Annotated in this window: 23 protein-coding genes; 12 read left to right on the top strand and 11 right to left on the bottom strand. The window is 70.3% G+C overall.

All coding sequences use genetic code 11. The features are described 5' to 3' along the window. Position 1: 1 nt before the first annotated feature. On the top strand, positions 2–1,156 hold the full coding sequence (locus ACLQ2O_RS05145) for a type IV toxin-antitoxin system AbiEi family antitoxin domain-containing protein (RefSeq protein WP_425827694.1): 1,155 nt from the start codon (positions 2–4) through the stop codon (positions 1,154–1,156). A gap of 82 nt (positions 1,157–1,238) precedes the next feature. Continuing rightward, positions 1,239–2,279: a hypothetical protein gene (locus ACLQ2O_RS05140; RefSeq protein ID WP_425827692.1), complete on the top strand. Its 1,041-nt coding sequence runs from the start codon at positions 1,239–1,241 to the stop codon at positions 2,277–2,279. Positions 2,280–2,354: 75 nt separating this feature from the next. On the opposite strand, the gene fbaA is transcribed toward ACLQ2O_RS05140, so the two are convergent. Both fbaA and ACLQ2O_RS05130 read right to left on the bottom strand, forming a co-directional pair. Further along, entirely contained in the window at positions 2,355–3,380 is a 1,026-nt protein-coding gene (gene fbaA, locus ACLQ2O_RS05135; RefSeq protein WP_425827690.1) for a class II fructose-bisphosphate aldolase, read from the bottom strand. Between the two features lie 163 nt (positions 3,381–3,543). After that, positions 3,544–4,266, bottom strand: a complete 723-nt coding sequence (locus ACLQ2O_RS05130) for a GntR family transcriptional regulator (RefSeq protein ID WP_145803939.1) — start codon at positions 4,264–4,266, stop codon at positions 3,544–3,546. A 114-nt stretch (positions 4,267–4,380) separates the two neighbouring features. Here ACLQ2O_RS05130 and ACLQ2O_RS05125 point away from each other — a divergent pair, with 114 nt between their 5' ends. Continuing rightward, complete coding sequence (locus ACLQ2O_RS05125; protein WP_425827687.1) at positions 4,381–5,427, top strand: SIS domain-containing protein; 1,047 nt, start codon at positions 4,381–4,383, stop codon at positions 5,425–5,427. 208 nt (positions 5,428–5,635) lie between these two features. Here the strand turns inward: ACLQ2O_RS05125 and ACLQ2O_RS05120 are convergent, their stop codons facing one another. Then, positions 5,636–9,139: a fibronectin type III domain-containing protein gene (locus ACLQ2O_RS05120; protein ID WP_425827685.1), complete on the bottom strand. Its 3,504-nt coding sequence runs from the start codon at positions 9,137–9,139 to the stop codon at positions 5,636–5,638. A 402-nt stretch (positions 9,140–9,541) separates the two neighbouring features. On the opposite strand from ACLQ2O_RS05120, the gene ACLQ2O_RS05115 reads away from it, so the two are divergent. Further along, positions 9,542–10,108 (top strand): sensor histidine kinase, encoded by a 567-nt coding sequence (locus ACLQ2O_RS05115; RefSeq protein WP_425827683.1) that lies wholly within the window; start codon positions 9,542–9,544, stop codon positions 10,106–10,108. Further along, positions 10,105–10,776: a response regulator transcription factor gene (locus tag ACLQ2O_RS05110; RefSeq protein WP_425827681.1), complete on the top strand. Its 672-nt coding sequence runs from the start codon at positions 10,105–10,107 to the stop codon at positions 10,774–10,776. Before ACLQ2O_RS05115 ends, ACLQ2O_RS05110 begins: the two co-directional genes overlap by 4 nt. A gap of 26 nt (positions 10,777–10,802) precedes the next feature. Here ACLQ2O_RS05110 and ACLQ2O_RS05105 read toward each other — a convergent pair whose 3' ends face one another. From ACLQ2O_RS05105 to pelF, 4 genes are read right to left on the bottom strand one after another with little or no spacing between them, the layout of a single operon-like run. Beyond that, positions 10,803–11,768, bottom strand: a complete 966-nt coding sequence (locus ACLQ2O_RS05105; protein ID WP_425827679.1) for an endo alpha-1,4 polygalactosaminidase — start codon at positions 11,766–11,768, stop codon at positions 10,803–10,805. After that, entirely contained in the window at positions 11,765–12,529 is a 765-nt protein-coding gene (locus ACLQ2O_RS05100; protein WP_425827677.1) for a spherulation-specific family 4 protein, read from the bottom strand. Before ACLQ2O_RS05100 ends, ACLQ2O_RS05105 begins: the two co-directional genes overlap by 4 nt. Positions 12,530–12,549: 20 nt before the next feature. Beyond that, positions 12,550–13,944, bottom strand: coding sequence for a hypothetical protein (locus ACLQ2O_RS05095; protein ID WP_425827675.1), 1,395 nt, complete (start codon positions 13,942–13,944; stop codon positions 12,550–12,552). Further along, positions 13,941–15,368, bottom strand: a complete 1,428-nt coding sequence (pelF, locus tag ACLQ2O_RS05090) for a GT4 family glycosyltransferase PelF (protein ID WP_425827673.1) — start codon at positions 15,366–15,368, stop codon at positions 13,941–13,943. Before pelF ends, ACLQ2O_RS05095 begins: the two co-directional genes overlap by 4 nt. 204 nt (positions 15,369–15,572) lie before the next feature. On the opposite strand from pelF, the gene galE reads away from it, so the two are divergent. Beyond that, entirely contained in the window at positions 15,573–16,577 is a 1,005-nt protein-coding gene (galE, locus tag ACLQ2O_RS05085) for a UDP-glucose 4-epimerase GalE (protein WP_425827672.1), read from the top strand. A 69-nt stretch (positions 16,578–16,646) separates the two neighbouring features. Here galE and ACLQ2O_RS05080 read toward each other — a convergent pair whose 3' ends face one another. After that, positions 16,647–17,429, bottom strand: coding sequence for an IclR family transcriptional regulator domain-containing protein (locus ACLQ2O_RS05080; RefSeq protein ID WP_425827671.1), 783 nt, complete (start codon positions 17,427–17,429; stop codon positions 16,647–16,649). Between the two features lie 60 nt (positions 17,430–17,489). Between ACLQ2O_RS05080 and ACLQ2O_RS05075 the strand changes: the two genes are divergently transcribed. Genes ACLQ2O_RS05075 through ACLQ2O_RS05050 form a run of 6 tightly spaced genes read left to right on the top strand, consistent with a single transcriptional unit; the run spans position 17,490 to position 24,019 of the window. After that, positions 17,490–18,308 carry a CoA transferase subunit A gene (locus ACLQ2O_RS05075; RefSeq protein WP_425827669.1) on the top strand — a complete coding sequence of 273 codons (819 nt, stop codon included), beginning with the start codon at positions 17,490–17,492 and terminating at the stop codon, positions 18,306–18,308. After that, complete coding sequence (locus tag ACLQ2O_RS05070; RefSeq protein ID WP_425827667.1) at positions 18,301–19,053, top strand: CoA-transferase subunit beta; 753 nt, start codon at positions 18,301–18,303, stop codon at positions 19,051–19,053. Before ACLQ2O_RS05075 ends, ACLQ2O_RS05070 begins: the two co-directional genes overlap by 8 nt. Further along, positions 19,046–20,173, top strand: coding sequence for a maleylacetate reductase (locus ACLQ2O_RS05065; RefSeq protein WP_425827665.1), 1,128 nt, complete (start codon positions 19,046–19,048; stop codon positions 20,171–20,173). The genes ACLQ2O_RS05070 and ACLQ2O_RS05065 overlap by 8 nt, the downstream gene beginning before the upstream one ends. Next, complete coding sequence (locus tag ACLQ2O_RS05060; protein ID WP_425827663.1) at positions 20,170–21,375, top strand: thiolase family protein; 1,206 nt, start codon at positions 20,170–20,172, stop codon at positions 21,373–21,375. Before ACLQ2O_RS05065 ends, ACLQ2O_RS05060 begins: the two co-directional genes overlap by 4 nt. Positions 21,376–21,425: 50 nt before the next feature. Further along, entirely contained in the window at positions 21,426–22,283 is an 858-nt protein-coding gene (locus ACLQ2O_RS05055) for an intradiol ring-cleavage dioxygenase (RefSeq protein WP_425827661.1), read from the top strand. Further along, positions 22,280–24,019: an FAD-dependent oxidoreductase gene (locus ACLQ2O_RS05050; protein WP_425827659.1), complete on the top strand. Its 1,740-nt coding sequence runs from the start codon at positions 22,280–22,282 to the stop codon at positions 24,017–24,019. Before ACLQ2O_RS05055 ends, ACLQ2O_RS05050 begins: the two co-directional genes overlap by 4 nt. On the opposite strand, the gene ACLQ2O_RS05045 is transcribed toward ACLQ2O_RS05050, so the two are convergent. From ACLQ2O_RS05045 to ACLQ2O_RS05035, 3 genes are read right to left on the bottom strand one after another with little or no spacing between them, the layout of a single operon-like run. Next, a complete protein-coding gene (locus ACLQ2O_RS05045; protein WP_425827657.1) occupies positions 24,008–25,192 on the bottom strand; it encodes an alpha-amylase family protein in 1,185 nt (394 codons plus the stop codon). The two genes, ACLQ2O_RS05050 and ACLQ2O_RS05045, sit on opposite strands and share 12 nt — an antisense overlap. An 18-nt stretch (positions 25,193–25,210) precedes the next feature. Beyond that, positions 25,211–25,963, bottom strand: a complete 753-nt coding sequence (locus ACLQ2O_RS05040) for a response regulator (RefSeq protein WP_425827655.1) — start codon at positions 25,961–25,963, stop codon at positions 25,211–25,213. Further along, positions 25,947–26,612, bottom strand: a complete 666-nt coding sequence (locus ACLQ2O_RS05035; RefSeq protein WP_425827653.1) for a sensor histidine kinase — start codon at positions 26,610–26,612, stop codon at positions 25,947–25,949. The genes ACLQ2O_RS05040 and ACLQ2O_RS05035 overlap by 17 nt, the downstream gene beginning before the upstream one ends. Positions 26,613–26,681 lie beyond the last annotated feature (69 nt).

Here is a 26,681-nt window from a genome sequence, read left to right as displayed (position 1 = left end):
TGTGAACCCAAACCTCAACGTGCTCCGCGCGATCCGTGGCGGCGTCTTCACCCGCGCCGACGCCCGCGCCTGCGGCTACTCCGACCCCGACATCGACTCCCTGCTCAGCACCGGCGGCTGGCGCCGGATCCGCCCCGGCCGGTACGCCGCCTTCCGCGACCTGACCCTCGTCACCGACGAGACCCTGCACGTCCGGCGAACCTTCCAGCTGCTCCGCGAGTCCTCGGGGCGCACTGCCAGCCACCAGTCGGCCGCGGCTCTCCACGGCCTGCCGCTGTGGGGCCTCGACCTGTCGAAGGTGCACCTCACCTTGGAGGAGGTCCCCGAGGTACTCCGCGGCCGAGGGGTCGGCGGTGTGGACCGTACGCCGAGGGACCGGGCTGCCGCCGTCGGGCGGGCGGGTCGTGGCGCCGGCACCAGGCGAGCCGGCCGCGGCACCGACGCCAGGCGGAGTGTCGAGGACGACGTCGTCCGGCACGTGCGGAGCCCGTTGGGGCCCGGCGTGGTGGTGTGGAACGGGCTGCGGGTGACTTCCCCTCCGCGCACCGTCGCGGAGGTCGCCGCAACCTGTCCACCTGCTCCCGCCCAGGCTGTCGCCGACGCCAGCCTCTACACGGGTCTCGCCACGCCCACCGCGCTCCGAAAAGCAACCGACCACCTGACCGAAGGAGTCGAGCAAGCGAGATCCGTCGTCGCCCGGGCCACGCCTGATTCAGCCTCGGTCGCGGAATCCCGCCTGCGCGTGATCCTCGCCGATGCCGGGCTCCCCACGCCGTCCTCGTCTCCCCCACCAGGCGTCGACGCCGACCAGGTCGGCTGCTCCCTGTGGTTCCCGGCCGAGCGAACCGTCGTCGAGTTCGAGCCACACCGCCCGTACTGGTCGAACGCCCCCGACGAAACCACCATCCCCGCCCTGGCGGCCTACCTGGCCGAAGCCGCCGACCGGGCCTTCGGCGTCCCCCGCCCCGGCCTCCCCGCCGACCCTTCCCCGGCCGGTTACTGCTGGATCTCCTGGCCCGACCTCGACGATCCACCCGCCGTCGTCGAAGAGATCCGCACAACCTTCGCCAGAGCCCTCCGCTCGACGGCCGTCAGGCCCTTCGACCCCACCCGCCGACGCCACGTGAATCGGGGCCGAATCCCCCGTCCGAGCTAGCCCGTTCACTCCCTGGAGGGATCTCCCCCGCGCCCAGAACGACCACGCTGGTTGAAGAAACCGAACCGAAGGAGCCGAACCAGTGTTGTCCGCCCGTCGAAGAGTCCTCCGCACCACCGCCGCGGGCCTGGCCGCCGCGAGCCTGCTCGCCGCCCTCACCGGAACCGCAGCCCAGGCGACATCGTCCGCCCCCAGCGATCCGGCGACCGCACCCCTCCGCGCTTCCCCCACCTCGACGATGGAGGTGAAGGGAAAGGCCGGTGGAGTCCTCGGCGAGGAGTGGGGACCGTACGCCGGCGATCCGGTGAGCTTCGCGATCGATGCCCGCGGCGACGACCCGCTGAAGCCGAATGGCACCTTCCACGTCGTCCACAGCAATCCGGACGGAAGCCTGGTCGCCGAGTTCAGCGGCAAGGTCTCCAGCCTGTACGCCGTGGACGAGGTCGGGATCGTCACCGGCGTGATCGACCGTGCCGAGCATCCCGGCGTACCGCAGGAGGTCCTCGGCAAGGAGATCGCGCTCACGGTGTACGACGGCGGGCGTCAGGACCGGATCGGTTGGGTGTGGGGCTTCTTCGACGCCCCGGTCAGCCGCCTCCAGGGCACCGCGCCACACTTCCCCGTCACCTGGGGCAACTTCCACGTCCACGGCGACCGCGGCCGGCAGTCCTCCTCGGCCGCACCCTCTTCCGAGCAGGTCGAGCTGAAGTCCGGCACCACCGGTACGAACGTCCTGGCAGTCCTCGGCGGCAAGGCTCCCCAGTCCTCCGACCCGCTACGCGTCACGCTCGCCGCACGCATCGCCCCCGGCGACAACGCCCTGCAGGTCAAGGGCGCCTTCCACTTCACACACCACAAACCCAACGGCCGACCCGTCGCCGACTTCCAGGGCCGCATCACCTGCCTGGCCGTAGGCGGCCCAGTAGCAGTCGCCACCGGAGTCGTCACCAAGTCCGCCGACCCAACTCAGATCGGCAAGCCAGTCTCCTTCTCCCTGAAAGACGGCCCCACCGACCGCCTCGGCTGGCTCCGGGGCTTCAGCTCCACCGACGCCCCGATCACCGACTGCCAGTCCACCACCCCGTTCTACGCACCCGCCTGGGGAGGCCTCCTGGTCCGCTGAAAGCAACGGACCCGCTGCCCAAGGCAGCGGGTCCGTCAGAACTTACTTCTCTGTGCTTTTGATCAGGGCTTGTGCTCAGGCGTTGAGGGAGGTGCCCGTCGAACGCAGGTTCTCGCAGGCCTCGGCGACGCGCTGGGCCATGCCGGCCTCGGCGGCCTTGCCCCAGGCGCGGGGGTCGTAGGCCTTCTTGTTGCCGACCTCGCCGTCGATCTTCAGCACACCGTCGTAGTTGCTGAACATGTGGGCGGCGGCCGGGCGGGTGAAGGCGTACTGGGTGTCGGTGTCGACGTTCATCTTGATCACGCCGTGGTCGACCGCGGCGCGGATCTCCTCGAGCGTCGAGCCCGAGCCGCCGTGGAAGACCAGGTCGAACGGGCGCTCCTTGCCGACCTTCGCGCCGACCGCGTCCTGGATCTCCTTCAGGATCTCCGGCCGCAGCTTGACCGAGCCCGGCTTGTAGACGCCGTGCACGTTGCCGAAGGTGAGCGCGGTCAGGTAGCGGCCGTTCTCGCCGGTGCCGAGCGCCTCGACCGTGGCCAGGCCGTCCTCGACCGTCGTGTACAGCTTGTCGTTGATCTCGTTCGCGACGCCGTCCTCCTCACCACCGACGACGCCCACCTCGATCTCCAGCACGATCCGGGCCGCGTGCGCGCGGGCCAGCAGGTCCTTGGCGATCTCCAGGTTCTCGTCCAGCGGAACGGCCGAGCCGTCCCACATGTGCGACTGGAACAGCGGGTTCTCGCCGCGCGCGACGCGCTCGGCGGAGATCTCCAGCAGCGGCCGGACGAAGCCGTCCAGCTTGTCCTTCGGGCAGTGGTCGGTGTGCAGCGCGATGTTCACGCCGTAGTTCTTGGCGACCTCGTGCGCGTACGCCGCCAGCGCGACCGAGCCGGTGACCATGTTCTTGATCGTCGAGCCCGACAGGTAGTCCGCACCGCCGGTGGAGACCTGGACGATGCCGTCCGAGCCCGCCTCGGCGAAACCGCGGATCGCGGCGGTCAGCGTCTGCGACGAGCTGACGTTGATGGCCGGGTAGGCGAAGCTGTTCTGCTTGGCCTTGTCCAGCATCTCGGCGTAGACCTCAGGGGTGGCAATAGGCATGTCTCGCGGTACTCCTCACAGCAAAGTTCATGTGGGTTGAGCTCCAGTATTGCCGCCGGGCACCTCGTCGTACTCGGCGGGCCACCTGCTGAACCGGCCGGGTGACCGGGGAGCGAACAGCAGGGGAACAGACCAGTGGAACAACAGGACCGATCCAGTGGGATCAGGTGGAGGAACCGGTACGGGGGCCGCGCGGGGTGAGGGCCATGTGCAACCGGTAGCGGTCGGCGCGGTAGGCCGACCAGGACAGCTCGACGACCTTGCGGCCGGCGAAGGTGGTCCGTTCGAGGACCAGCAGGGGTGCCCGCCGGGCCACGCCGAGGACGCGGGCGACATGACCGTCGGCGTTGTCCGCCCGGACGGTCTGCTCACCCGAGGTGACGACGACGTCGTACTCGCTGGCGAAGACGTCGTACAGGGTGCCGAGCTCGCGGCCGAGCAGGCCGGGGAACAGCGCGGACGGGTAGTAGCCGACCTCGTAGGCCATCGGGGACGCGTCGGCGGTGCGCAGCCGCTCGACCCGGATCACCTTCGTGCCCTTCGCCACCCGCAGCCCCTTGGCGGTCTCGTCGGAGGCCTCGATCTCGGTGGCCGACAGCACCACCGTGCCCGGCTCGAGCCCGCGAGCGCGCATCTCGCGGGAGAACGAGGTCAGGTGCAGCTGGGAGTCGACCTGCGGCCCGGTGACGAACGTCCCCTTGCCGTGCACGCGTTCCAGCGCGCCGGACTCGACCAGGTCACTGATCGCCTGCCGTACGGTCACCCGGGAAACGTTCAGCTTGTCCACCAGGGCACGCTCGGACGGGATCGGGTCGCCGGGGTGCAGCTCGACGTCGATCAGCCGTTCCAGCACCGACCGGACCTGGGCCCGCTTGGTAGCCACCATCGAATCTCGATCCTCCAGACCTCGGCGTTGCCCGCGGGGGTGCCCCGGACGACCGCTCACTGCTATCGTGCGCAGCATACCTGTTAAGACCAGATAGGACCAGTGATCCCAGTGGTGTCTGTCCCCGCCTCTGCCACCCAGATGGCCCGCGAGATCGCCGAGCAGCCGGCCGCCCTGGCCGCGACGTTCGAGCACGTGCTGCCCAGCCGGCACGACATCACCCGGCTCGCGGCCGGGCGCCGGAACGTGATCTTTCTCGCCCGGGGCTCCTCCGACAACGCCGGGGTCTACGGCCGGTACCTGACCGAGATCCACGCCGGGCGGCAGGCCTCGCTCGCGGCGCCATCGGTGGCGACGCTGTACGGCGCCAACCTCGACCTGTCGAACTCGCTGGTCGTCGCCGTCAGCCAGTCCGGCGCGACGCAGGAGATCGTCGACACCGCCGAGTGGGCCAAGCGGAACGGCGCCGCGATCGTTGGGATCACCAACGATGCGGACAGCCCGCTGGCGTCGACTGCTGACGTGGCGCTGATCACGCAGGCCGGCAAAGAGCTGGCGGTGCCGGCGACCAAGACCTACACGACGCAGCTGGCGGCGATCACGGTCGCTGTCGACGCACTGGCGCAGAAGCCGGGGACGCTCGACGCCGACATCGCGCGGGTGCCGGATGCCGCGGCGAAGATGCTGGAGGGGTCGGTCGAGGCTGCTGCCGATCTGCTCGCCGGCGCGCACGACGTACTGTCGAGCGGTCGCGGGCTCACCTTCGGTACGACGCTCGAGGTGGCGCTGAAGCTCGAGGAGACCTGCCTGCAGCCGGTGCGCGGTCTTTCGTACGCCGACCTCAAGCACGGCCCGATCGCTGTTGTCGACGCCGACCTCGTCACCATCCTGGTCGCGGCCGCCGACGGCCCCGCGCTCCCCGGCATGACCGAGCTCGCCACGATCGTGCGCGAGAAGGGCAGCAAGATCCTCGGGATCGGCGGCGACGCCAAGTTCGCCAGCCTGTGCGACGTGAACCTGGCCGGGCCGGACCTGCCCGAGACGCTCGCCCCGCTGGCGCTTGTCATCCCGGCCCAGCGGGCCATCGAGGCGTTGGCCCGCAAACTCGGCCTCGACCCGGATGCGCCCCGCGGGCTTCGGAAGGTCACTCAGACGGACTAACTACAGGCCGGCACGCCTGCGGCCGGGCGCGTTCGCTGTGGCTGACGCCGCGGCGGCCGGAAGACAGTTGTAGATGGTGTGGCCGGTGCGGTGCAGACGGTGTGGCCGGCCGGGTACAGATGGTGTGGCCGGTGCGGGTGCCGGGTAAGACGCCGCCGCTCCCTCGGAAGGTTCCGAGGGAGCGGCGGCGTTTTGCCTAGTCGGTTGGTCAGGTGGGGATCACCTGGTTGGACTGGGCTGAGTACGGGCTGGTGCCCTGGGCGTTGACCGCGGCCACTGTGAAGCGGTGGGGCTGGCCTTTGATGAGGGCGGTGTTGACCACGCTGGTGGCTGTGGCGGCCACCGTCTTGGTGTTGATCAGCGTGCCTGCCCGGTAGGTGCGGACCAGGTTGCTGGTGATGGCTGAGCCGCCGTTGTTGGTTGGCAGGGTCCAGCGGATGGTGGCCGACGTGGCTCCGGCGGACGCCGTACCGACGGTCGGGGCAGCGGGTGCTCCCTTCGGGGTCACCGCGGTCGACAGGCCCGAGAAGGCGCCGGTGCCGATGGCGTTGACGGCTGCTACCGAGAACTGGTGCGGGGTGCCGTTGATCAGGCCGGTCATCACCAGCTGGGTGGCGGTCGCACCGGCGGACAGCGTGTTGATCAGGGTGCCGGAGCGGTAGACGCGCACCTTGTAGCCGGTGATCGCCGAGCCGCCGTTGCCGGCCGGAGCGGTCCACTTGGCAGTCGCTGTCGCGTTGCCGGCGGTGGCCGATCCGATCCCCGGCGTACCGGGGACTGCGCCGGTCGGCGCAGGGGTGACCGTGTTCGACTTGCCCGAGAAGGTACCGGTCCCGATCGCGTTGACCGCGGCGAAGGCGAACTGGTGCGGCTGCCCGTTGATCAGCCCGGTCATCGCCAGGCTGGTCGCGGTAGCTCCCGCGTTCAGCGTGTTGATCAGCGTCGTTCCCCGGTAGACGCGCACCTTGTAGCCGGTGATCGCCGACCCGCCAGTGCTGGCCGGAGCAGTCCACACCGCCGTCGCGGTCGCGTTCCCAGCAGTCGCCGTACCGATCCCCGGTACGCCGGGCACAGTCGGCGCCGTCGGCGTCACCGTGTTGGACAGCGCCGAGAAGGCACTGGTCCCCAGCACGTTCACCGCCGCCACCGAGAACTGGTGCGGCTGCCCGTTGATCAGCCCGGTCATCACCAGGCTGGTCGCGGTAGCTCCCGCGTTCAGCGTGTTGATCAGCGTCGTCCCGCGGTACACCCGCACCTTGTAGCTGGTGATCGCCGATCCACCGTTGCTGGCCGGAGCAGTCCACACCGCCGTAGCAGTAGCGTTCCCAGCAGTCGCCGTACCGATCCCCGGAACCCCAGGTCCGGCCGGTGCCGACGGCGTCACCGTGTTCGACAGCACCGAGAAGGCACCGGTGCCGATCGCGTTCACCGCCGCCACCGAGAACTGATGCGGCGAACCGTTCGTCAGTCCCGTGATCGCCAGACTGGTCGCCCCGGCCGCAGCAGTCTGCGTGCTGACCAGTGCGCCGTTCCGGTAGACCCGCACCTGGTAGCCCGTGATCGCCGAGCCACCGTTGTACGCCGGCGCGGTCCACGCCACCGTGGCGGTCCCGTTGCCGGCGGTCGCCGTACCGATCGCCGGAGCGTCCGGTGCGGTCGGCGTGACCGGGAAGCCCGCCGTCAGCCGGTAGCTCTGCGTCTGCGAGGCGGCGAACGCCACCTGGCTCGACCGCTCACCCGCGTACGCCGTACCGAAGGCCGGTCCGGTCGTGCCGCCGGAGGTCAGCGTCAGCGTCCCCTCCGGCATCGTGACCGGCACGGTCGCCGCGCTGCCCGTGTTCTGCACGGTGACGGTGTTCCCGACCACGTACGCCGTGACCGAGTTGCGCGCCGTCTTCCACAGGTCGGCCTGGCGCAGCAGCACGCCGGACTCCCGCGTGGTCGGGTGCAGCAGCGGCGCGTTGTTCGCGAACGCCGTGTCGTACCGCGACAGGACGCCGTCCAGCACCGGGTAGAGGATCCTGTCCTCGGTGATGTTCGACTGGTGCGCGTAGTGCGGCCGCGGGTCGTTGCCGAGCAGGTGCCGGGTCGCGTTCTGGATCTCGATCGGCACGATGTACGACGCGAAGCCGGTGTTCACGTCCAGCGGCGTGATGCAGGTCGAGGTGGCCGGGTTGTCCTCGCAGATCCCGGACCCGCCGTTGGCACGGCTGGTGTAGATCCAGTTGTACTCGTCCACCTCCTCGGCCGCCTTGGCGACGTTGTAGAAGATGTTCATCGGGTACCGCGGCACGGTCAGCGTGCTGCCGATCGCGCGCTGGGCCGGCTCCCGGGACGCGTCCGAGGCGACGTAGTCGATCCCGCGGGCGGTCAGCGCCGGGGCCAGGTTCGGGTTGTCGACCGCCATCTGCGGCGACGACTTCAGCCCGGAGTGCTCACCGGTGACGAGCTCGCCCGGGTCGATGGTCACCGCGTTGGTGGTGGCCCAGGTCTGGTTCTGCCCGATCTCGTTGTTCAGCACCGTCTGCGGCTCGTACTGGATCTGGCCGCCCGCGGTCTGGCAGACCCACGGGATCACGCTGAAGTCCTGCACGCAGCCCAGGTACAGGTGCGACCAGGTGTGGTTCAGCCAGCGGAACGACGCCTTGTTCGTCAGCAGGCTGGTGGTGAGCGGATCGCTCGGCACCGCGCCCTCGGCGTTGAACGCCAGGTCGAGCGGCATCCCGTTCGTGGTCTGCCAGGTCTTCAGCACGTCGACGTCGGTCGGCGTCATCTTGATCGGCTCGTTCATCGGCGTACCGGGCGGGCAGACGTCGCCCGGGGTGCAGTTCGCCGTGCTGCTCCAGCGCAGGTCCTCGAGGAAGACGTCGTCGACCTGGACCGAGAAGTAGTTGCGCTCGTAGCCCAGGTGGATGCCGCGGGTCATCCAGGAAATGATGCCTGAGGCAATCCACTGGAACTGCTGCTGGTAGACGTTGTAGGTGAAGGTGATGACGAGTTCCTCGCGGCCCTCGTGGGTGTAGACACCGACCAGCGACCCCTGCTCGGTGACGCCAGGCATCGGCGCCGAGACGAGCATCCGGTACGACGTGCCGGCGGCCGCGTTGTCGGGCAGCGGCCGGGCGATGAACCCGTCACTCTCCAGTACGGCGGGATCGAGGTTCTCGAAGCCGACCGGTCCGTCCAGCGACTTGAAGGCCTCGGCCTTGCCGGCCGTCGTCGCCGTGGCGGTGATCCCGTCCAGCGTGCCGACGTACCCGGGGTTCTCCGCGTAGTTCAGCCCGACGCCGGGGTGTGCCCAGGTCGAGGCGTCCACCTGGCGTACGCCGAAGGCGGCCTCGTAGGTGTGCAGCGCGGTGAGCTCCGCCGCGGTCAGCTGGGTCGGTGCCTCGTTCGGCAGCACCACTGCCTGGAACTTGGCCCGCGGCACCGAGGCGACGGTGTCGGACAGGTAGGCGGCGGTGATCGCGGGACGTGTCCCGCTGCGCAGGTCGACCTGTGTGGACGGGACGCCGGCGGAGTCGAGCTCGGCCGCGATCGCGCCGACCCACTCACTGCCGTCCGTGAGGACCAGGACCCGCAGGTCGATCCTCGGTTCGCCGGCCGCGGTGGCGCTCGGCGCGGCCACGACCAGTCCGATCAGCAACGCCAGAACCGCGGTGACTGCTGTCACCACGGTACGACGTGCGGAGTGTGTTGTACGGCCGGTCATCGTGACTTCCCCCCACGGGTTCGACGGCGCTCGAAGCTCCATCGTCGGGCCTGGCGGCCGCTTCCGGATCCGGCCCGTGGAGGAGGACGCCTAGTTCATCTGCACTATGCGGAACTCTGCTGACCGTTGTGAATTACGGCACCCACCAGTGACTGAACGGCACTTCCAGAATTTCCCGAAACGTCATTTCCCGGTGACCTGACGACTGATTGACACGGGGAGTGACCACGCCTATTTTCAGGGTGGGACGGGCGCACATGATGGGTGGGAGTGGGCGTTCGACCACAGACGGTGGGGGGCACCGTGACCGTAAGTATTGTGTCGACGAATTATTCCAACCGCGCCGGACAATCCGGCGCACATTTCATTCCAAGTGATATCCGGCACGATCTCGTGCATCAATTGGCGACTATTCGGGCGCTCACCGCGGCAGCGCTGCTGGTGCCCGAGGGGGCACGTCGTCAGGAGCTGCTGCGGCTGATCGACGCGGAGTCGTCGGAGGTCGACGCTCTGCTCGCACTGGCCGGACCGGACGACACCTCGTACGGCGGTGAGGCGGTCGACGTGGCCGGGCTGGTCCGGTCCGTGATCGAACCACTGGTACCGACCACGGAGGCGGCGCTGGCGGTCAGCGAGACCGATGTCGGGCCGGCTGAGATCAGCCGGGTGGCGTTGCGCCGGATCCTGCGGAACCTGGTTCAGAACGCTGTCCGGGCCGCACCGGACGGACGCGTCGAGGTCAGGGTCCGCCCGGGCGCACAGGTGGGTGCCCGGAGTTCCGGTGGTGTCACCGTCGAGGTGGCCGACTCCGGTCCCGGCTTCGGGCGTGGTCCGCGCGGCCTGGCCTCGCAGGGCCTGTCGATCGTGACCGAGCTGGCCGCGGCCGTGGGTGGCGGCGTGGACATCGGGCGGTCCGAGCTCGGCGGCGCGAGCGTCACGGTGTTCCTGCCGTCGACGCAGGCCGGGTGAGCGCCGGGACGGCGATGCGGTTGATCGTCTGCGACGACCACAGGGTCTTCGCGGAAGCCTTGGCAGCGGTGCTGTCGGGCAACGGTTACCACGTCGTCGGTGTGGTCAGTGATCCGCGCAAGCTGCTGGACATGGTCCGCGACGGCGCGGCCGACCTGTGCGTGCTGGACCTGACGTTCCCCGATGCCGACGGCATCGAGGTGGCGGCCCAGATCACCGCGCTGGACCCGTCGGTGCGCATCTTCGTGCTCACCGCGCGGACCGGCGCGGAGGTCCTGCGCAAGGCGGTCGCCGCGGGGGCCAGCGGCGTGGCGTCCAAGGAGCGGGGGATCGACGAGATCCTCACCGCGATCGGCCGGGTGGCCGTCGGTGAGATCTACTGCGACGACAACCTGCTCCGCGACGCGCTCGGGCTGTCCGGTCCGGGCCAGGCGCAGGCGCAGTTCCTCGCGTCGTACGTGACGCCGCGCGAGCACGAGGTGCTGACGTACCTGGTCGCCGGAATGACGACCGAGGCGATCGGCCGCCGGATGGGGATCTCCAAGACGACCGTCCGCGCCCACGTGCAGGCGATCCTGAGCAAGTTCGGGGTGCACTCCCGGCTGGAGGCCGTCAGCTACGCGATCGCGAACAAGGTGATCGAGCCGCCGACGATGCACACGGCCTGACCTGACCGCGGTCCGGCAGCCCTGCCTCAGCACGGCTGCCGGGCCGCGCCGAGGTTCTCGGGCTTGCGCATCGAGCTGAAGCCGTAGACCTTCGTCTTCGCGCAGAACGCGGCCGGCTCCAGGTTGTACTCGACGTGCAGCACCGCCTTGCCCGCCTGGACGAACGGGACCAGCTGCGCGCACTCGCCGTACTCGGCGCACTGCTCGTTGATCGCGAAGTCGAAGGCCGGCTCGAGCTGCGCGACCTGGGCCAGGTCGTTCTTCAGCGCGACCGCGAGCCCGTGTCGGTGCGCGACGCCGGCGACCATCCGGTTGAAGGCGAGCTGGTGCGCCGCGGTGAGCGGGAAGCCGGTGTCGTTGGCGTACCCGTCGACGTTGTCCGGCTCGACCGCGTCGAAGCCCTTCGCCGCACAGGACGCGATCCGCCGTGTGATGATCGGCTCGAGCACGTCCAGCCGTCGTACGTCGAGCCAGCGTTCGTCCGGCCAGCCCTCCAACGCCTTGCCCAGAACGGATTCCGGGTAGCTGTCGCCCTTCTGCGCCGCGCCCGCGTTGAAGTAGCAGATCACTCTGCGGCCCTTCTGGTGCAGGGCGGAGACCTGCGCGGCCGTCGTACTGGCGCCGTCGACGTCGTAGATCGGTACGTCGACGGACAGGTCCAGCGGACCGCTCAGCTGCCACTGCCAGGCCTGCGAGCGGCGAGGGATCCAGCGGTCGCCTGTCGCGGGCGGAGCACCGGGCTTTGCCGTGGCAGTCGGCAGGGGTGGGGTGCCTTCGGCCCGCTTCGGTGGGGTCGGCTTCTTGGCCGGCGAAGAAGTCGAGGGGACAGACTTGGTCGGCGCAGGAGGAGGAGCCGCCGACTCCGAAGGGGTGGGCGAGGACGAGGACGCCGGTGGTGTCGCCGGCTCCGCCTCACGGACTGCCTGGTTGCTGCCACCCCCGCCGCACCCAGCAACAGCCAGTACGGCGAGGCAGGCGATCCACCTCTTCATGTGCGAGCGCTGTGACGCGCGTGGGCGCCGATCCGGTCCATCACCCGCAGCAGCTCCGACGGCAGGCCGCACCACGGGTTCGCCCCGCTCCGGTCGGTCACGAACGCCAGGGCGACGCCCTGCGAGGCGATCCGTTCCAGCACGGCCTCGAACCCGAACGGCGGCACCTCGTGGACCAGGTGCCACAGACGCTCCGGCGGGATGTCACCGGAGGCGTGCATGGTGGTCAGCCGGCGGTGCACGGCGTCGACGTTCTCGAACACGCAGGACACGTCGAAGATCTCCAGGTAGTCCAGGTGCGGGACGACGCCCGGGTTGCCGACCACCACCTCGATCCCCACCTGCCGGGCGAACGCGGCGATCGGCCGGTAGTAGCTCAGGTTGGCCGGGTCGGCGGAGACCTGGTCGAACATGATGCCCTCGACGTCGTACCGCTCCTTCCAGACGGCGATGTCGTCCATCACCAGCTTGGGCGGCCGGGCGCCGTACGCCGTGTCGACGTACCCGTGCAGCGGTACGCCGCCTTCCCGCAGCGCGGCCAGCCCACCCGGGTAGTAGGCGTCGTCGGCCGGGCCGGGGCCGTTGGCGACGTTCACCACGGCGAAGGCGACCCGCCCGAGCTGGGCCTGCCGCATCAGCTCGGCCCACTGGCGTGGGTCCTCGGCGGGGTGCAGGTACCAGGGGATGGCAAGCCGTACGTCGGCCGCCGTCACCTCCGGCAGTGGTTCCGGCGCGGGCCGTTTCGACAGTCTGAGCTTCATCTCGTTCACCAGTCCCTCGTCTATCGGTGCAGTTCGGGCTTGACCAGCAACCGCAGCGCGACGATCGTCAACGTGGCTGCCAGTGCGGTGCACACCAGCAGGTACTCCAGGGCCAGGACGGCAGCTTGGGGCTCCACCGGCAGGTCGGGCAGCAGCTCCCGGGCGGCCAGCAGGCAGAGCGCTGTCGCACTGGCGATCAGCACAGGTTTGAGCTGCTGGAAGGCGACCAGCAGCAGTGCGGCGAGGAAGGCCCAGCCGAGCACGCCGGCTCCGGCGAACCGCAGCAGGGTCGCGGTGTCGGACTCGCGGGCGAGGAACACGATCGCAGCGGCCGTCAGCGCGGCCAGACCGAGCAGGTAACCACCCAGGCACCGCCGTACGGCGCTCCGCAGCGCAGCTGTCGCGGTGGCCCGGGAGTCCGCGCTGCGCAAGGCCACCTCGGCGCTGCGCCGGTACCGGGCGAGCTGGAACTCGGCGACCATGACACCGCACATCAGCGGCGCCATCGTGACCGCGATCGCTACGTGCGTCGGTGCGCGGAGGCTGTCGACCAGGGCGAAGCTGAGCAGCATGGCCAGTGACAGCCCGTACCCGACGTACGGCATCGCGCCGTTGGTCGAGGCCCGGGCGAGCTCGGCGGCCGGCGGCCGGGCGCTGCGCAGCAGGTAGCCCACCCAGCCGATGGTGACCAGCAGAGTGCAGCAGATCGCTGCCAGGACGAGCCACCGGGGCAGCAGGCTCGGTCTGATCAGCGCCGGCACGCTCGCCAGCAGTCCGGGGATGAGCGCGAACCCGATGACCGCCGGCCGGTCGATCACCAGCGCGATGCTGGTCGACAGGACGAACGCGATCTGTCCGACGGCGAGGATCACCGCGGCCCAGCCCAGCAGTCCCAGCCACCCCACCGCCACACCGGCCACCCCCGCGAGGGCCACTGTGAGCACTGCGAGCTTCATCATCTGCCAGCGGGCTCCGGTCACCGATCCGGCGCCGAGCACGCGGTAGCCGATGTAGGCGATGCCCTGACCGGCTGCCCAGCCGACGGCCACGGCCACCAGCACCGCCCACACCAGGGGCAGCGCCGGACGACGTCCGAGCGCCGCACCGGTCAGCAGAGCCGGCAGGACGAAGACCAGGCCACGCAGCAAGGTGTCACGGACGTCCACGACCGGCAGCGCGGCCGTCGCCTGTACGGCGGACGGCCCGGCCATCAGTGCCTCGAACCGGTGCCGGGCCATCGCGAACACGTCGGTGTACCCGTACCGCTGGCGGGCCATCCGGTCGCTGACCCCACTGGCCTCGAGCGACGCCGCGACCTCGAAGGCGTCTACCGGGACGACCTCCGAGCCGCTGCGCACGACCAGTTCGCCAGGCCGCTCCGGAACCACCGGCAGCAGGACCGAGTCAGCACTCATGACACTTCTCCGCTCAGTTGCAGGTCTCGTCGGACCGTCGCCTCGTACAAGGTGCGGTAGCACCCCAGCGAGCGTTCCAAGGTGAAGGTGGTCAGCGCCCGGGCGCGGGCGGACCGCCCGAGCTCCTGCCGTCGTTCGTCGTCGCTGAGGAGCTCCAGGCACGCCTGCGCGAACGCCTCCGGGTCGCGCGGCGGCACGATCAGGCCGCAGGTGTCGACCGCGTCCGCCGTACCGCCGACGTCGGTCGAGACGGTGGCGCGGCCGCACATCATCGCCTCGATCACCGTGTACGGCATGCCTTCGGAGATGCTCGACAGCGCGACGATGTGGCCGGCCTCGAAGGCGATCCGCGAGGTCGGGACCGGTCCTTCCAGCCGGACGCCGTCGCGGACGCCGAGCTCGTCGGCCAGCGCCAGGCAGCGCTCGCGGTACTCCTCGTTGCCGGCCGGGGTCGGGCCGAAGATCCGCAGCATGGTGGCCGGCAGCGTCGCCCGGACCAGCGCGAACGCCCGGATCAGGTTCTCCAGGTCCTTCAGCGGGTCGATCCGGCCGATCCAGCTGATCGTCGGCACCTGCGGCTCGCTGGTGATCTCCGGGTACGCCGCCGGGTCGACGCCGTTGTAGACCGGCAGGATGATCGCCGGGTCCGCTCCGAGCCGCTCGGCCCAGCGGGCGTTGAACTGCGCGACCGGCGCGATGAAGTCGGCGTTGCGGTAGCCCACCTCGGTCAGCATCCGGAAGAAGCCCAGGACGACGAACCGCACGCTCTGCGGCAGGTCCAGGTCCTGGAACGCGAGGTACCGCTCGCGCAGGTAGACGCCGTGCTCGGACATCACGAACGGCGTACCGTGGCGCCACTTCTCGGCCAGCGCGACCATCGTCGGCAGGCCGTTCGACACCGCGTGGCACAGGTCGGGCCGGTGGACCAGGCTGACGTTCAGCGGCAGCAGGGACCGTTCCAGCAGGGTCACCGCGGTCAGTGCGTCCCGGACCGACAGCATGGCCGTCGTACCGGAGCGGGCGGCGGCCGGCCAGACGTTCAGCAGCTCGGTGAGCAGGTCGGTGGCGCGCAGCGCCTGCGGCAGATCGATCTCGGCGGCCAGCAGCGCCAGCTTGAACAGGCCGATCTCGAACATCTCCAGCTCGCCGCGGACGACGCCGCCGAGCAGGGCGCGGACGGCGCGGTCCACGCGCGGCTGGTAGTCGACCCGGCGGCGCAGCGGCGCCGGGCCCCAGATCGGGAACGGCTGCAGCGAGCGGACGTTGTCCGGCAGCTCCCACGTCGGCCGTTCGTTGCCTGAGGCCACCAAAGTGACCAGGTCGAAGGTGTTCTCGGTGAGACCCCGGACCAGCTTGTCGCACCAGGTACTGACCCCACCGGACACGTACGGGTACGTGCCCTCGTTGATGAGCGTGACGTCCACTCCGCCCCCCTGAGCTTGTGACTTCACCCTTCAGCCTGCCCCGCGACGGCGGAGCGGTGATCCGGCATGTGGGGGGAGGCCTCCTGTGCGGCTGCACTACTCCAGATGGTGGATGGTGGAGGAGTCCGGACAGGGCCGGAAGGACTACCGGGCCTCCGTCGGCTGCACGTTCCGGACCGGTGCCGTCCGGCGGACGCTCTAACCATGAAACGACAGACCTGGCTGCTCACCGGTGGTGCCGGCTACATCGGGGCCCACGTGGCCGACGCGATGTCCCGGGCCGGCCGGGACGTGGTGGTGGTCGACGACCTGAGCACCGGCCGGCCGGAACGCGTCCCCGGGGACGTGGAACTGGTCGCCTGCTCGGTGCTCGACACCACGGCGCTGGCCGAGGTGATGACCCGGCGCAGGATCGCCGGAGTGATCCACCTGGCCGCGAAGAAGGCGGTCGACGAGTCCGTGGACCGCCCGCTGCACTACTACCACCAGAACGTGCACGGCACGGCCAGCGTGCTGCAGGCGATGAGCATGGCCGGCGTCCGCCGGATGCTGTTCTCGTCCAGTGCCGCCGTGTACGGCGTACCGCCCGGTGGTCCGGTCACCGAGTCCACCCCGACCGCACCGATCAACCCGTACGGCGCGACGAAGCTCATCTGCGAGTGGCTCGTCCGCGACGCCGCACCGGCGCTCGGGCTGTCCTGGATCAGCCTGCGCTACTTCAACGTGTGCGGGGCAGGCACTCCGTCACTGGGCGACCCCGGAGTCACCAACCTGCTCCAGCTGACGCTGCAAGCGCTCGCCCAGGGCGTCAGCCCCAAGGTGTTCGGGCAGGACCATTACACCGCCGACGGCACCTGCGTCCGCGACTACATCCACGTCTCCGACCTGGCCGACGCACACCTGGCCGCGGCGGACCACCTGGAGCGGCAGGACGCCCGTACGTCGTACAACGTCGGCTGCGGCCGCGGCTCCAGCGTGCTGGAAGTGTTGAGCGCGGCAGAACGCATCACCGGCATCCGCGTCCCGTACGAGGTCACCGCGGCCCGTCCGGTCGACCCGGCCAACGTGGTCGCCGACCCGGCGCGCATCCACCAGGACCTGGACTGGGAGGCCAAGCACGACCTGGACTCCATGGTCCGCAGCGCCTGGGAGGCCTGGCAGTACTCCCACACGCCGTACCAGCACCACTCGGCCCTCACCGGCCCCTAGACCCCGCCCCCCGGGGACAGTCCCCCGCTTCCTGGTGCACACGGTCCCGCACCTGGGAGCGGGGGACACTCAGATCCGCCCACGCCTCCGCAGCGCCGTACCGATCTGCTCTGCGCAGTCCTGCAACGGCTTCAGCGCTTCGGACTCGAGCGCTGCCTTCGTGCTGCGGGACGCGTGCGCCGACACGTTCAGCGCGGCAGCGGCCCGCCCACGCGAGTCCAGGATCGGTACGGCGATCGACCGCAGTCCCAGCTCGAGCTCCTGGTCGACCAGCGCGTAGCCGTCCTCACCTGCTCGCCGGACCACGTCCCGCAGCTCCTCCGGTGAGGTCAGGGTGTGCTCGGTGAGCTGCTCGGTCTCCGCGGACTCCAGGTACGCCGTCAGCTCGTCCTCGGGCAGTCCGGCGAGCAGCACCCGCCCCATCGACGTCGCGTACGCCGGCAGCCGCGCTCCGACGCCCAGTGCGACGGTCATGATCCGCCGGGTGGGGACGCGGGCCACGTAGACGATGTCGGGCAGGTCCAGCGTCGCGATCGAGCAGGACTCCCGGGTCTGGGCACTCAGCTCCTCCATGAACGGCCCGGCGATGTCACCGAGGTCCAGCGACGACAGGTACGCCCAGCCCAGCGCCAGCACGCGCGGCGTCAGCGTGAAGCGCCGCCCGTCGCTGCGCACGTACCCGAGCTGCTCCAGCGTGAGCAGGATCCGCCGGGCCGTCGCCGGCGTGATGCCGACGTCCCGGGCGACCTCGCTGAGCGTCAGCGACGGCGTCTCCGCCGAGAACGCGCGGATCACCGCGAGCCCACGCTCGAGCCCCTGCAGGAACGTGCCTGTGGACGCGTCAGCGGACATCGGCTAGCCTTTTCGTTGAAAGAAGAACTTTTCGCTGAGCGAAATCCTAGCGGAGCTTCGATGCCGAGTCCAGTACCTCTCACTGACGCCATCGCCGAGCACGTGCACGACGGGGACACGGTCGCGCTGGAGGGCTTCACGCACCTGATCCCGTTCGCGGCCGCGCACGAGATCGCGCGCCAGGGCCGCCGGCACCTCACCCTGGTCCGGATGACGCCGGACCTCGTCTACGACCAGCTGATCGGGCTGGGCGTCGCCGACCGCCTGGTCTTCTCGTACGGCGGCAACCCGGGCGTCGGCTCGCTGCACCGGCTGCGCGACGCGGTCGAGAACGCGTGGCCGCATCCGCTCGCCGTCCAGGAGCACAGCCACGCCGGGCTCGCGAACGCGTACTCGGCCGGTGCCGCGCGGCTGCCGTTCGCCGTACTGCGGGGGTACCGCGGCACGGATCTGGAGCAGCAGCGCGACATCATCTCCCGGGTCACCTGCCCGTTCACCGGCGAGAAACTGGCCGCGGTGAAAGCGGTCAACCCCGACGTCACCGTGATCCACGCGCAGCTCGCCGACCGCGACGGCAACGTGATGCTCTGGGGCATCACCGGCGTCCAGCGCGAGGCCGTGCTGGCCGCGGACCGGGCGATCGTCACCGTCGAGGAGGTCGTCGACGAGTTCCCCGAGCGGACCGGCGCGGTGATCCTGCCGAACTGGGTGCTGTCCGCGGTCTGCGTCGTACCGAACGGCGCCTGGCCGTCGTACGCGGCCGGCTACTCGGTCCGCGACAACGACTTCTACCAGCGCTGGGACGCGATCGCGCGGGACCGGGAGTCGTTCCTGGCCTGGGCCGCGGACAACGACCTGAAGGAGAGCGCGGATGTCTGAGTGGGACAGCGCCGAGATGATGAACGTCGCGGCCGCCCGTGAGCTGTCCGACGGCGACGTCTGCCTGGTCGGCGTCGGGCCGCCGAACCTCGCGGCCAACCTCGCCCGCCACACGCACGCGCCGAACTGCCGGCTGGTCTACGAATCGGGGGCGATCGACGCCAAGCCGCAACGGCTGCCGTTGTCGATCGGCGACGACGACCTGGCCGCGACCGCGACCGCGGTGGTGTCGGTACCGGAGATGTTCAACTTCTGGGTCGGCGCCGGGCGGATCGACGTCGGGTTCCTCGGGGCCGCGCAGATCGACCGGTTCGCCAACATCAACACGACGGTGATCGGCGTCCACGCGCACCCGAAGGTGCGGTTGCCCGGAGCCGGTGGCGCGCCGGAGATCGCGGCGGCCGCGCGGCGGGTGATCGTGATCGTGAAGCAGTCGCCGCGGACGTTCGTGGAGACCGTCGACTTCGTCTCCTCGGTCGGCTACGGGCCGACCGGGCGGGAGCGGGAGGCGCCGGGCGCAGGGCCGACGTTGGTGATCACGGACCACGGCGTGCTGGAGCCGGATCCGGACTCCCACGAGCTGACGATGACTCGGCTGCACCCCGGCGTGACGGTCGAGCAGGCCGTGGCGGCGACCGGCTGGGCCCTGAGGGTTGCCGAGAGCATCGAAGAGGTGCCGGCGCCGACCGAGCTGGAGCTGACCGTACTGCGGAAGCTTCGCAACCGGGAGCCGATCGATGCCTGAGTCCTTTGTGCACATGGGGTTTGCGAGCCGGGTGGTCTTCGGGGCCGGGACCTTGAACCAGGTGGCCGGTGAGGTGGAGCTGCTTGAAGTCTCCAGGGCGCTCGTGATTGCGACGGGTTCTGCGCGGGATGCGGCGGATGTCGTCGAGCTGGGCCTCGGGGATCGGTTCGCGGGACGGATCGACGAGGTGCGGCAGCACGTGCCGGTCGAGTTGGCCGACGCGGCGCGTGCCAAGGCGGCGGAGGTCGCGGCCGACGGGATCGTCGCGCTCGGCGGCGGGTCCGCGATCGGGCTGGCCAAGGTGATCGCGCTGACCACCGGGCTGCCGATCGTCGCCGTACCGACGACGTACGCCGGGTCGGAGATGACGCCGGTCTGGGGGCAGACCGCCGACGGCACCAAGACCACCGGCACCGATCTCGCCGTACTCCCCCGGACCGTTGTCTACGACCCGGTCCTGAGCCGCGGGCTTCCGCTCGGCATCACCGCGGCCAGCGTCGCCAACGCCCTGGCGCACTGCGTCGAGGCGACCTGGACGCCCAAGGCCGACCCGATCACCGAGGTCACCGCGGTCGAAGGCGCGCGAGCTCTGCACAAGGGCCTGCTCGCCGTGATCGAAGATCGCCGGGATTTGGATGCCCGGGGCAACCTTTTGTACGGCGCGAGCCTGGCCGGCTCGGCGCTGGCGTCCGCCGGCACCGGCCTGCACCACAAGCTCTGCCACCACCTCGGCGGCACCTACGGCCTGCCGCACGCGGAGACCCATGCCGCGGTCCTTCCGCAGGTGACACACCTGAACGCGACCGCCGTCCCCAGAGCCAGATCGCGGCTGGAAGCTGCCATCCACGCAGAGGATCTGGCCACCGGCCTGTACGACTTGTTCACCGCCGCAGGCGTCCCCACCAGCCTCCGCGCACTCGGCCTCACCGAGCAACAGGCCAAGGAAGCCGCCCGCCAGTTCGGCGCAAGCAGTCCGGTGAACGTCGTGCCGGTCGACGAGGAGGCGCTCACCCGGCTCCTCCTCCGAGCCTGGGCCGGCGAACGCCCGGCGGCCGCCGAAGGCGCCAACGCCGTTCCGGGCGGCCAAGCCCCCTCCCACCATCAAGGAGTTGTGCGATGAAGTCCGCGTTCTTGTTCGACGCTGTGCGCACTCCCGTCGGCAAGCTGGGTGGTGCGCTGGCCGGTGGACGACCCGACGACCTCGCCGCCGTCACCTTGCGCGAGCTGCTGGTGCGTCATCCCGGTCTCGACCCGGCCGAGATCGACGACGTGATCCTCGGGAACGCCAACGGCGCCGGGGAGGAGAACCGGGACGTCGCGCGGATGGCCTCCCTGCTGGCGGGATTTCCGACGAGCGTTCCGGGGACCACCGTGAACCGCTTGTGCGGCTCGGGTCTCGAGGCGGCGATCCAGGCCGCGCGGGCGGTCGAGACCGGCGATGCGGGACTGGTCGTCGCCGGTGGGGTCGAGTCGATGAGCCGGGCGCCCTGGGTGCTGCCGAAGCCCGACCGGGCGTTCCCGCACGGGAGCATGACGGCGGAGTCGACCTCGCTCGGCTGGCGGCTCGTCAATCCGCGGCTGCCGAAGGAGTGGACGGTCTCGCTCGGTGAGGCGACCGAGCAGCTGGCGGACAAGTACGGGATCACCCGCGAGGCGCAGGACCTGTTCGCGCTGGAGTCGCACGAGAAGGCGGCGAAGGCCTGGGCGGCCGGGACGTTCGACGGCGAGATCGTGCCCTGGGAGCACCTGGCGCCGTACCTGCCGGCGAAGACGCAGCCGCTGACCCGTGACGAGTCGATCCGCGAGGGCGGCACGCCGGAGATCATGGCCAAGCTGAAGCCTGCCTTTCGCGAGCACGGCACGGTCACCGCGGGCAACGCCTCCACGCTGAACGACGGCGCGTCCGCCGTACTGATCGGTGACGAGCAGACCGCGCAGCGTCTGGGCATCGACCCGCTGGCGCGGATCGTCAGCCGCGGGGTGCACGGTGTCGAGCCGCAGTACTTCGGGATCGGCCCGGTCGATGCCTCCCGCAAGGCGCTCGCGAAGGCCGGGATCGGCTGGGACGACCTGAAGCTGGTCGAGCTGAACGAGGCGTACGCCGCGCAGAGCCTGGCGTGCCTCGGCGAGTGGCCGGAGCTGGACCGCGCGAAAGTCAACGTGAACGGCGGAGCGATCGCCCTCGGCCATCCGCTGGGCAGCTCCGGCACCCGGATTCTCACCACCCTCGCGCACGAGCTGCACCGGCGCGGCGGTGGCTACGGCCTGGCGACGCTGTGCATCGGCGTCGGCCAGGGACTGACGATGGTGATCGAGGCGTGAGCGGGCGACGTGATCCAGGCGCGCGCGACCAAGGCGTGAGGAGCGAGAACATGAGCGACGACCTGACCGACGAGGTGGTGGCGAGCTTCGACGGCAGCCCGGAGGCGCGGACCAAGGAGGTGATGGGCGCGCTGGTCCGGCACCTGCACGCGTTCGCGCGGGAGGTCGACCTGACCGAGGAGGAGTACTTCCGCGGCATCGACTTCCTGACCCGGACCGGGCAGATCTCGACCACGACCCGGCAGGAGTTCGTGCTGCTGGCCGACGTGCTCGGGCTGTCGATGCTGACCGTCGGGCTGGACACCAGGCTCCCGCCGGAGGCGACCGCGGCGACGGTCTTCGGCCCGTTCTTCGTCGAGGGCTCCCCGGCGTACGCGCTGGGTGACGACATCGCCAACGGCGCACCCGGTACGCCGTGCCTGGTGAGCGGCCGGGTCCTCGACACCAAAGGACAGCCGGTCGGCGGTGCGCTGCTGGAGACCTGGCAGGCCGACGAGGACGGCTTCTACGACGTCCAGAAGGACCTCGACGTCCCACAGAACCGCGGCCACTTCACGACCGATGCCGAGGGCAACTTCTCGTTCTGGTCGGTGCGCCCGGTCGCCTACCCGATCCCCGACGACGGCCCGGTCGGCGAGCTGCTCCGCGCCGGTGGCCGCGGCCCGATGCGCCCGGCGCACATCCACTTCATGGTCACCGCGCCCGGTTACACCCGACTGATCACGCACATCTTCGCGGCCGGTGACGAGCACCTCGTCGACGACGCGGTGTTCGGCGTGAAGGACTCGCTGATCGCCGAGTTCACCGAGCACCGGGCCGGTACGGCGCCGGACGGCCGCGCGGTCGACCAGCCGTGGGCCTCGGTGCAGTACGACCTCGTACTCGCCGCTACCGAGGAGACGCTGTGACGGATGCCTTCGAGACCGACGTACTGATCGTCGGCACCGGCCCGGCCGGTGGAGCCGCGTCGCTGTTCCTGTCGTCGTACGGCGTGGACAACGTCGTGCTGACCCGCTACCGCTGGACCGCGAACACCCCGCGCGCCCACATCACCAACCAGCGCACGGTCGAGCTGATGCGCGACATGGGCATCGAGGACCAGATCACCGACAAGGGCACCGAGCACGCGCTGATGGGCCAGACCGCCTTCTGCACCAGCCTCGCCGGTGAGGAGATCGGCCGGATCCGCACCTGGGGAACGCACCCGCGCCGCCTGGCCGACTACACCGAGGCCTCGCCGACGTTGCCGTGCGACCTGCCGCAGACGCTGTTCGAGCCGATCCTGGTCAGTACGGCGGCCGCCCGCGGCGCGCGGGTCCGGTTCGACACCGAGTACCTGTCGCTGGAGCAGGACGCGGACGGCGTGACCGCGCACGTCCGCGACCGGCTCAGCGGGTCGGAGTACGACATCCGGGCCAAGTACCTGATCGGCGCGGACGGCGGCCGGAGCAAGGTCGCGCAGGACATCGGGCTGCCGATGGCCGGCCAGATGGACGTCGAGGGTTCGATGAACATCGTCTTCGAGGCCGACCTGTCCAAGTACGTCGCGCACCGGCCGAGCGTCCTGTACTGGGTGCTGCAGCCGGGCGCGCAGATCGGCGGCATCGGCGCCGGCCTGATCCGGATGGTCCGGCCGTGGAACGAGTGGCTGGTCGTCTGGGGCTACGACATCAACCAGCCCGCGCCGGTGGTCGACGAGGCGATGGCGACCGAGATCGTGCACAACCTGGTGGGTGACGACACGATCGACGTGAAGCTCAAGGGCACCTCGGTGTGGAGCGTCAACCACATGTACGCCGAGCAGGCGTCGGTCGGCCGGGTGTTCTGCATGGGCGACGCGATCCACCGGCACCCGCCGAGCAACGGGCTCGGCTCGAACACCTCGATCCAGGACGCGTACAACCTGGCCTGGAAGCTGTCACTGGTGCTGAAGGGCCAGGCCTCGCCAACGCTGCTCTCGTCGTACGACGAGGAGCGGGTGCCGATCGCGAAGCAGATCGTCGAGCGGGCGAACAAGAGCCGGACGCAGTTCGGGCAGATCTTCCGCGCGCTCGGGATGACGCCGGACGCGCCGGCCGGGCGGACCATCGAGTCCCGCAAGGACGACACCCCCGAAGGTGTTGCCCAGCGCAACGAACTGCGGGAGGCGATCGAGCTGAAGGACTACGAGTTCAACGCGCACGGCGTCGAGCTCGGTCAGCGCTACACCTCGTCGGCCGTCGTACCGGACGGGACGGCCGAACCGGCGTACGAGCGGGATGCCGAGCTCTACTACCACCCGACCACCTGGCCGGGCGCGCGGATCCCGCACTGCTGGCTGACCCGCGGCTCCGAGACGGTGTCGACGCTCGACGTCGTCGGCAAGGGCCGCTTCACCGTGCTGACCGGTATCGGCGGCGAGTCGTGGGTGAAGGCCGCGCAGGCTGTGTCGGATTCGCTCGGTCTACCGATCGAGGCCGCTGTCGTCGGGCCCGGCCGCGAGCTCGAGGACCTGTACGGCGACTGGGCGCGGCTGCGCGAGATCCCCGACAACGGCTGCCTGGTCGTCCGCCCGGACGCGCACATCGCCTACCGGTCCAGCGCTCTCCCGGCCGATCCGACAGTTGCCCTGCAGGAGGCTTTCGCGGCGATCCTAGGTCGTTAGTTTCCAGCTGTGTCCGTCGACGACGGGCTCTGCCACATCCAAGGGGAAGTGGTAGGGCTCGTCGCTCACGTTCAGCAGCAGGATCAAGCTCTCGCCTTCGGCGGTCGCCTTGAGCGCGACGGCTTCGTTGGTGAGGTGCTCGACCGTCGTCCGCGCCCTGACCAGCCAGGGGTTGCGACGGCGTACACCGATCAGCTCCTGGTAGAGCGAATCGGGCTTGCCGGGCTTGTCCGGGAACTGCTGACGGATCGCGTCGTCGCCGCCTTCGCGGTCTTCCTTGACGCCCTGCCAGCCGAACTCGTCCCCGGCGTACACGCTCGGAATACCGGCGACGGTGAAGAGAATCGCGACGGCGTGCCCGAGGTGGCGTTCGTCGGTGAGCTTGCTCGCGATCCGCGTGACGTCGTGGTTGCCGACGAAGGTCTGGGGAACGAACGTGTCGAGCAGCCGGTCGTGCCGCTCCAGCGCGGAGCTGAGCTCGTAGAAGTTGCCGTCGTTCAGCGAGCTCCAGATCGCCTTCCACAATTCGTACTGCGTGATCGAGTCGAGTGTGCTCTCCTGCGCGTACGCCGCGTAGTCCCCGTGGATCAGCTCGCCGAAGAACCACGCCTCCGGGTACTGCGCGCGGACCTCGGCCAGCACGTCACGCCAGAACGGCGCCGGTACGGCGTACGCCGCATCCAGGCGCCAGGCGTCCACGCCGCGGCCCAGCCAGTGCGTCATCACGTCCACGACGTACTGGCGGACGGCGGGCAGATCGTGGTCGAGGGCAACCAAATGGTCGTGGCCCTCGAAGTACGCGAGCTCTTCACCGTCTCGGCGGAACCACTCGTGCGGACCCGCGAACGACCGGGCGACGTGGTTGAAGACACCGTCCAGCGCGACCCGCAGGCCCCGCGCGTGCGCGGCCGCGATCAGCTGGTCGAAGTCCTCGTCGGTGCCGAGCCGCGGGTCGATCCGGAAGTGGTCGATCGTGTCGTAGCCGTGCGTCTCGGAGGCGAACACCGGACCGAGCAGCAGCCCCGAGCAGCCCAGCTCGATCGCGTGATCGAGCCAGTTCTCCAGGTGGCCGAGCCGGTGCTGCGGCTCGTGGGTCAGGTCAGCAAGAGCCCGCTCGGCTCCGGTGAAGCCGAGCGGGTACACGTGCCACCAGATCGCATGGTCGGTCCACATCTCTCGACCGTACTCGCCTCAGCTTGGTGGGGTGACGATGCCGTTGGTGATCGCGTAGGCGACCGCCTCCAGGCGGGAGTGCACGTCGAACTTGGACAGCACCGACTGGATGTGGGTGCGCACGGTCGTCCGGGAGATGTGCAGGTCGTCGGCGATCGAGTCGGTGGTGGCGCCCTGGGCGAGCAGCTCCAGGACCTGGCGTTCGCGTTGGGTCAGGTACCCGGCCAGGAACTGGGCGTGCGCCCGGTCGGGGTCGACGTCGAGGCCGAGCGCGTCCCGCAGCAGCGTGTCGTCGCAGAACATCTCACCCCCGGCGACGCGGCCGATCGCCCGGACCACTTCGTCGATGCTGCGGTCCTTGGACGCGACGCCGCTCGCCCCGGCCGCCATCGCATCCCGCAGCACCTCCGGCCCGGTCCGCGCGGTCAGCACGAACACCCGGACGCCGGGCGCCGCCGCCCGCAGCTTGCGGGTGTAGTCGATCCCGTCCGCGTCCGGGAAGCCGAGGTCCATCACGCACAGGTCGACCGGGTCCTCGGTCAGCAGCTTCACCGCGTGCCGCGGGTCCTGCAGCACGGCGGTCACGTCGTACCCGTGCCCGCGCAGGACCGCGGCGAGCGCCTCGGCGAACACCCGGTGGTCGTCGCAGACCGTCACCCGCACCGGCCCACCGGCCGCCGCACCACGCGCCGCCGCACCACCCACCGGGACCGCACCGCCGGCCGGAGCCCCGCTCGGCGGCCGGCGCCCCGGATCAGTTGAGGTGGGCAACGGGGAACGTCACTGTGACCCGGGCGCCGCCCAGGTGCGCAGTGCCGACCTCGAGACTGCCCCCAGCAGCCTCCACCAGCGTCCGGACGATGGTCAGACCGCGAGAGTCCAGCCCCGGCGGACCGGCGCCGAACCCAGGACCGGAGTCCGCCACCACCACCGCCAGACCGTTGTCCACGGCAACGGCCGACAGCTCGACCACGCCGTTCTCGCCCGCGGCGCGGATCGCGTTGTCCAGCAGGTTGCGCAGCACCCGGCGCAGCGAGACCCGCTCGATGCCGATCCGCAGCGCCGGCAGCTGTCCCGACACCCGGACCTCGGTGTGCGTGGTCGGTGCGATCGCGCGGACCAGGTCGGTCAGCGCGGCCGGCACGAACGCCGGCTCGGCCGCCTCCTGGTCGGTGCGCAGCTGCCGCAGCAGCGCGGACATCGCCTCGGCCTCCGCCTCGATCAGCATCAGCATCGCGCGCCGCGCCGTCTCGTCGGACGCCCCGAGCGCCGCCGCTGTCAGGGCCCGGACCGTCGCCATCTCGTGGGTCAGGTCGTGCCAGATGTCAGCTGGTTGTCGTGTGGTCGGTCGCGTCGCGACCGGAACCACCGTGATCCCGTCCAGATCTCCTGGTCGGTGCACGTACAGGCCAGAACTCACCGTCTTCCCCCCATGTCGTCGCAAACCCGGTACGGCACGTCAGTTCACGCGCCGTCCCCGCCCGAGTTG

The sequence above is a fragment of the Kribbella sp. DT2 genome (genome assembly GCF_049844575.1).
Lineage (GTDB): Bacteria > Actinomycetota > Actinomycetes > Propionibacteriales > Kribbellaceae > Kribbella.
This window is presented reverse-complemented; position numbering and strand designations above follow the sequence as displayed.

Bases quoted from the DNA above. Each gene is read 5' to 3' on its own strand.
- ACLQ2O_RS05075 (WP_425827669.1), top strand. From the start codon at position 17,490: ATGCCGAGTCCAGTACCTCTCACTGACGCCATCGCCGAGCACGTGCAC.
- ACLQ2O_RS05105 (WP_425827679.1), bottom strand. From the start codon at position 11,768: ATGAAGAGGTGGATCGCCTGCCTCGCCGTACTGGCTGTTGCTGGGTGC.
- ACLQ2O_RS05130 (WP_145803939.1), bottom strand. From the start codon at position 4,266: ATGGTGGCTACCAAGCGGGCCCAGGTCCGGTCGGTGCTGGAACGGCTG.
- ACLQ2O_RS05070 (WP_425827667.1), top strand. From the start codon at position 18,301: ATGTCTGAGTGGGACAGCGCCGAGATGATGAACGTCGCGGCCGCCCGT.
- ACLQ2O_RS05095 (WP_425827675.1), bottom strand. From the start codon at position 13,944: ATGAGTGCTGACTCGGTCCTGCTGCCGGTGGTTCCGGAGCGGCCTGGC.
- galE (WP_425827672.1), top strand. From the start codon at position 15,573: ATGAAACGACAGACCTGGCTGCTCACCGGTGGTGCCGGCTACATCGGG.
- ACLQ2O_RS05080 (WP_425827671.1), bottom strand. From the start codon at position 17,429: ATGTCCGCTGACGCGTCCACAGGCACGTTCCTGCAGGGGCTCGAGCGT.
- ACLQ2O_RS05065 (WP_425827665.1), top strand. From the start codon at position 19,046: ATGCCTGAGTCCTTTGTGCACATGGGGTTTGCGAGCCGGGTGGTCTTC.
- ACLQ2O_RS05060 (WP_425827663.1), top strand. From the start codon at position 20,170: ATGAAGTCCGCGTTCTTGTTCGACGCTGTGCGCACTCCCGTCGGCAAG.
- fbaA (WP_425827690.1), bottom strand. From the start codon at position 3,380: ATGCCTATTGCCACCCCTGAGGTCTACGCCGAGATGCTGGACAAGGCC.
- ACLQ2O_RS05045 (WP_425827657.1), bottom strand. From the start codon at position 25,192: ATGTGGACCGACCATGCGATCTGGTGGCACGTGTACCCGCTCGGCTTC.
- ACLQ2O_RS05055 (WP_425827661.1), top strand. From the start codon at position 21,426: ATGAGCGACGACCTGACCGACGAGGTGGTGGCGAGCTTCGACGGCAGC.
- ACLQ2O_RS05100 (WP_425827677.1), bottom strand. From the start codon at position 12,529: ATGAAGCTCAGACTGTCGAAACGGCCCGCGCCGGAACCACTGCCGGAG.
- ACLQ2O_RS05120 (WP_425827685.1), bottom strand. From the start codon at position 9,139: ATGACCGGCCGTACAACACACTCCGCACGTCGTACCGTGGTGACAGCA.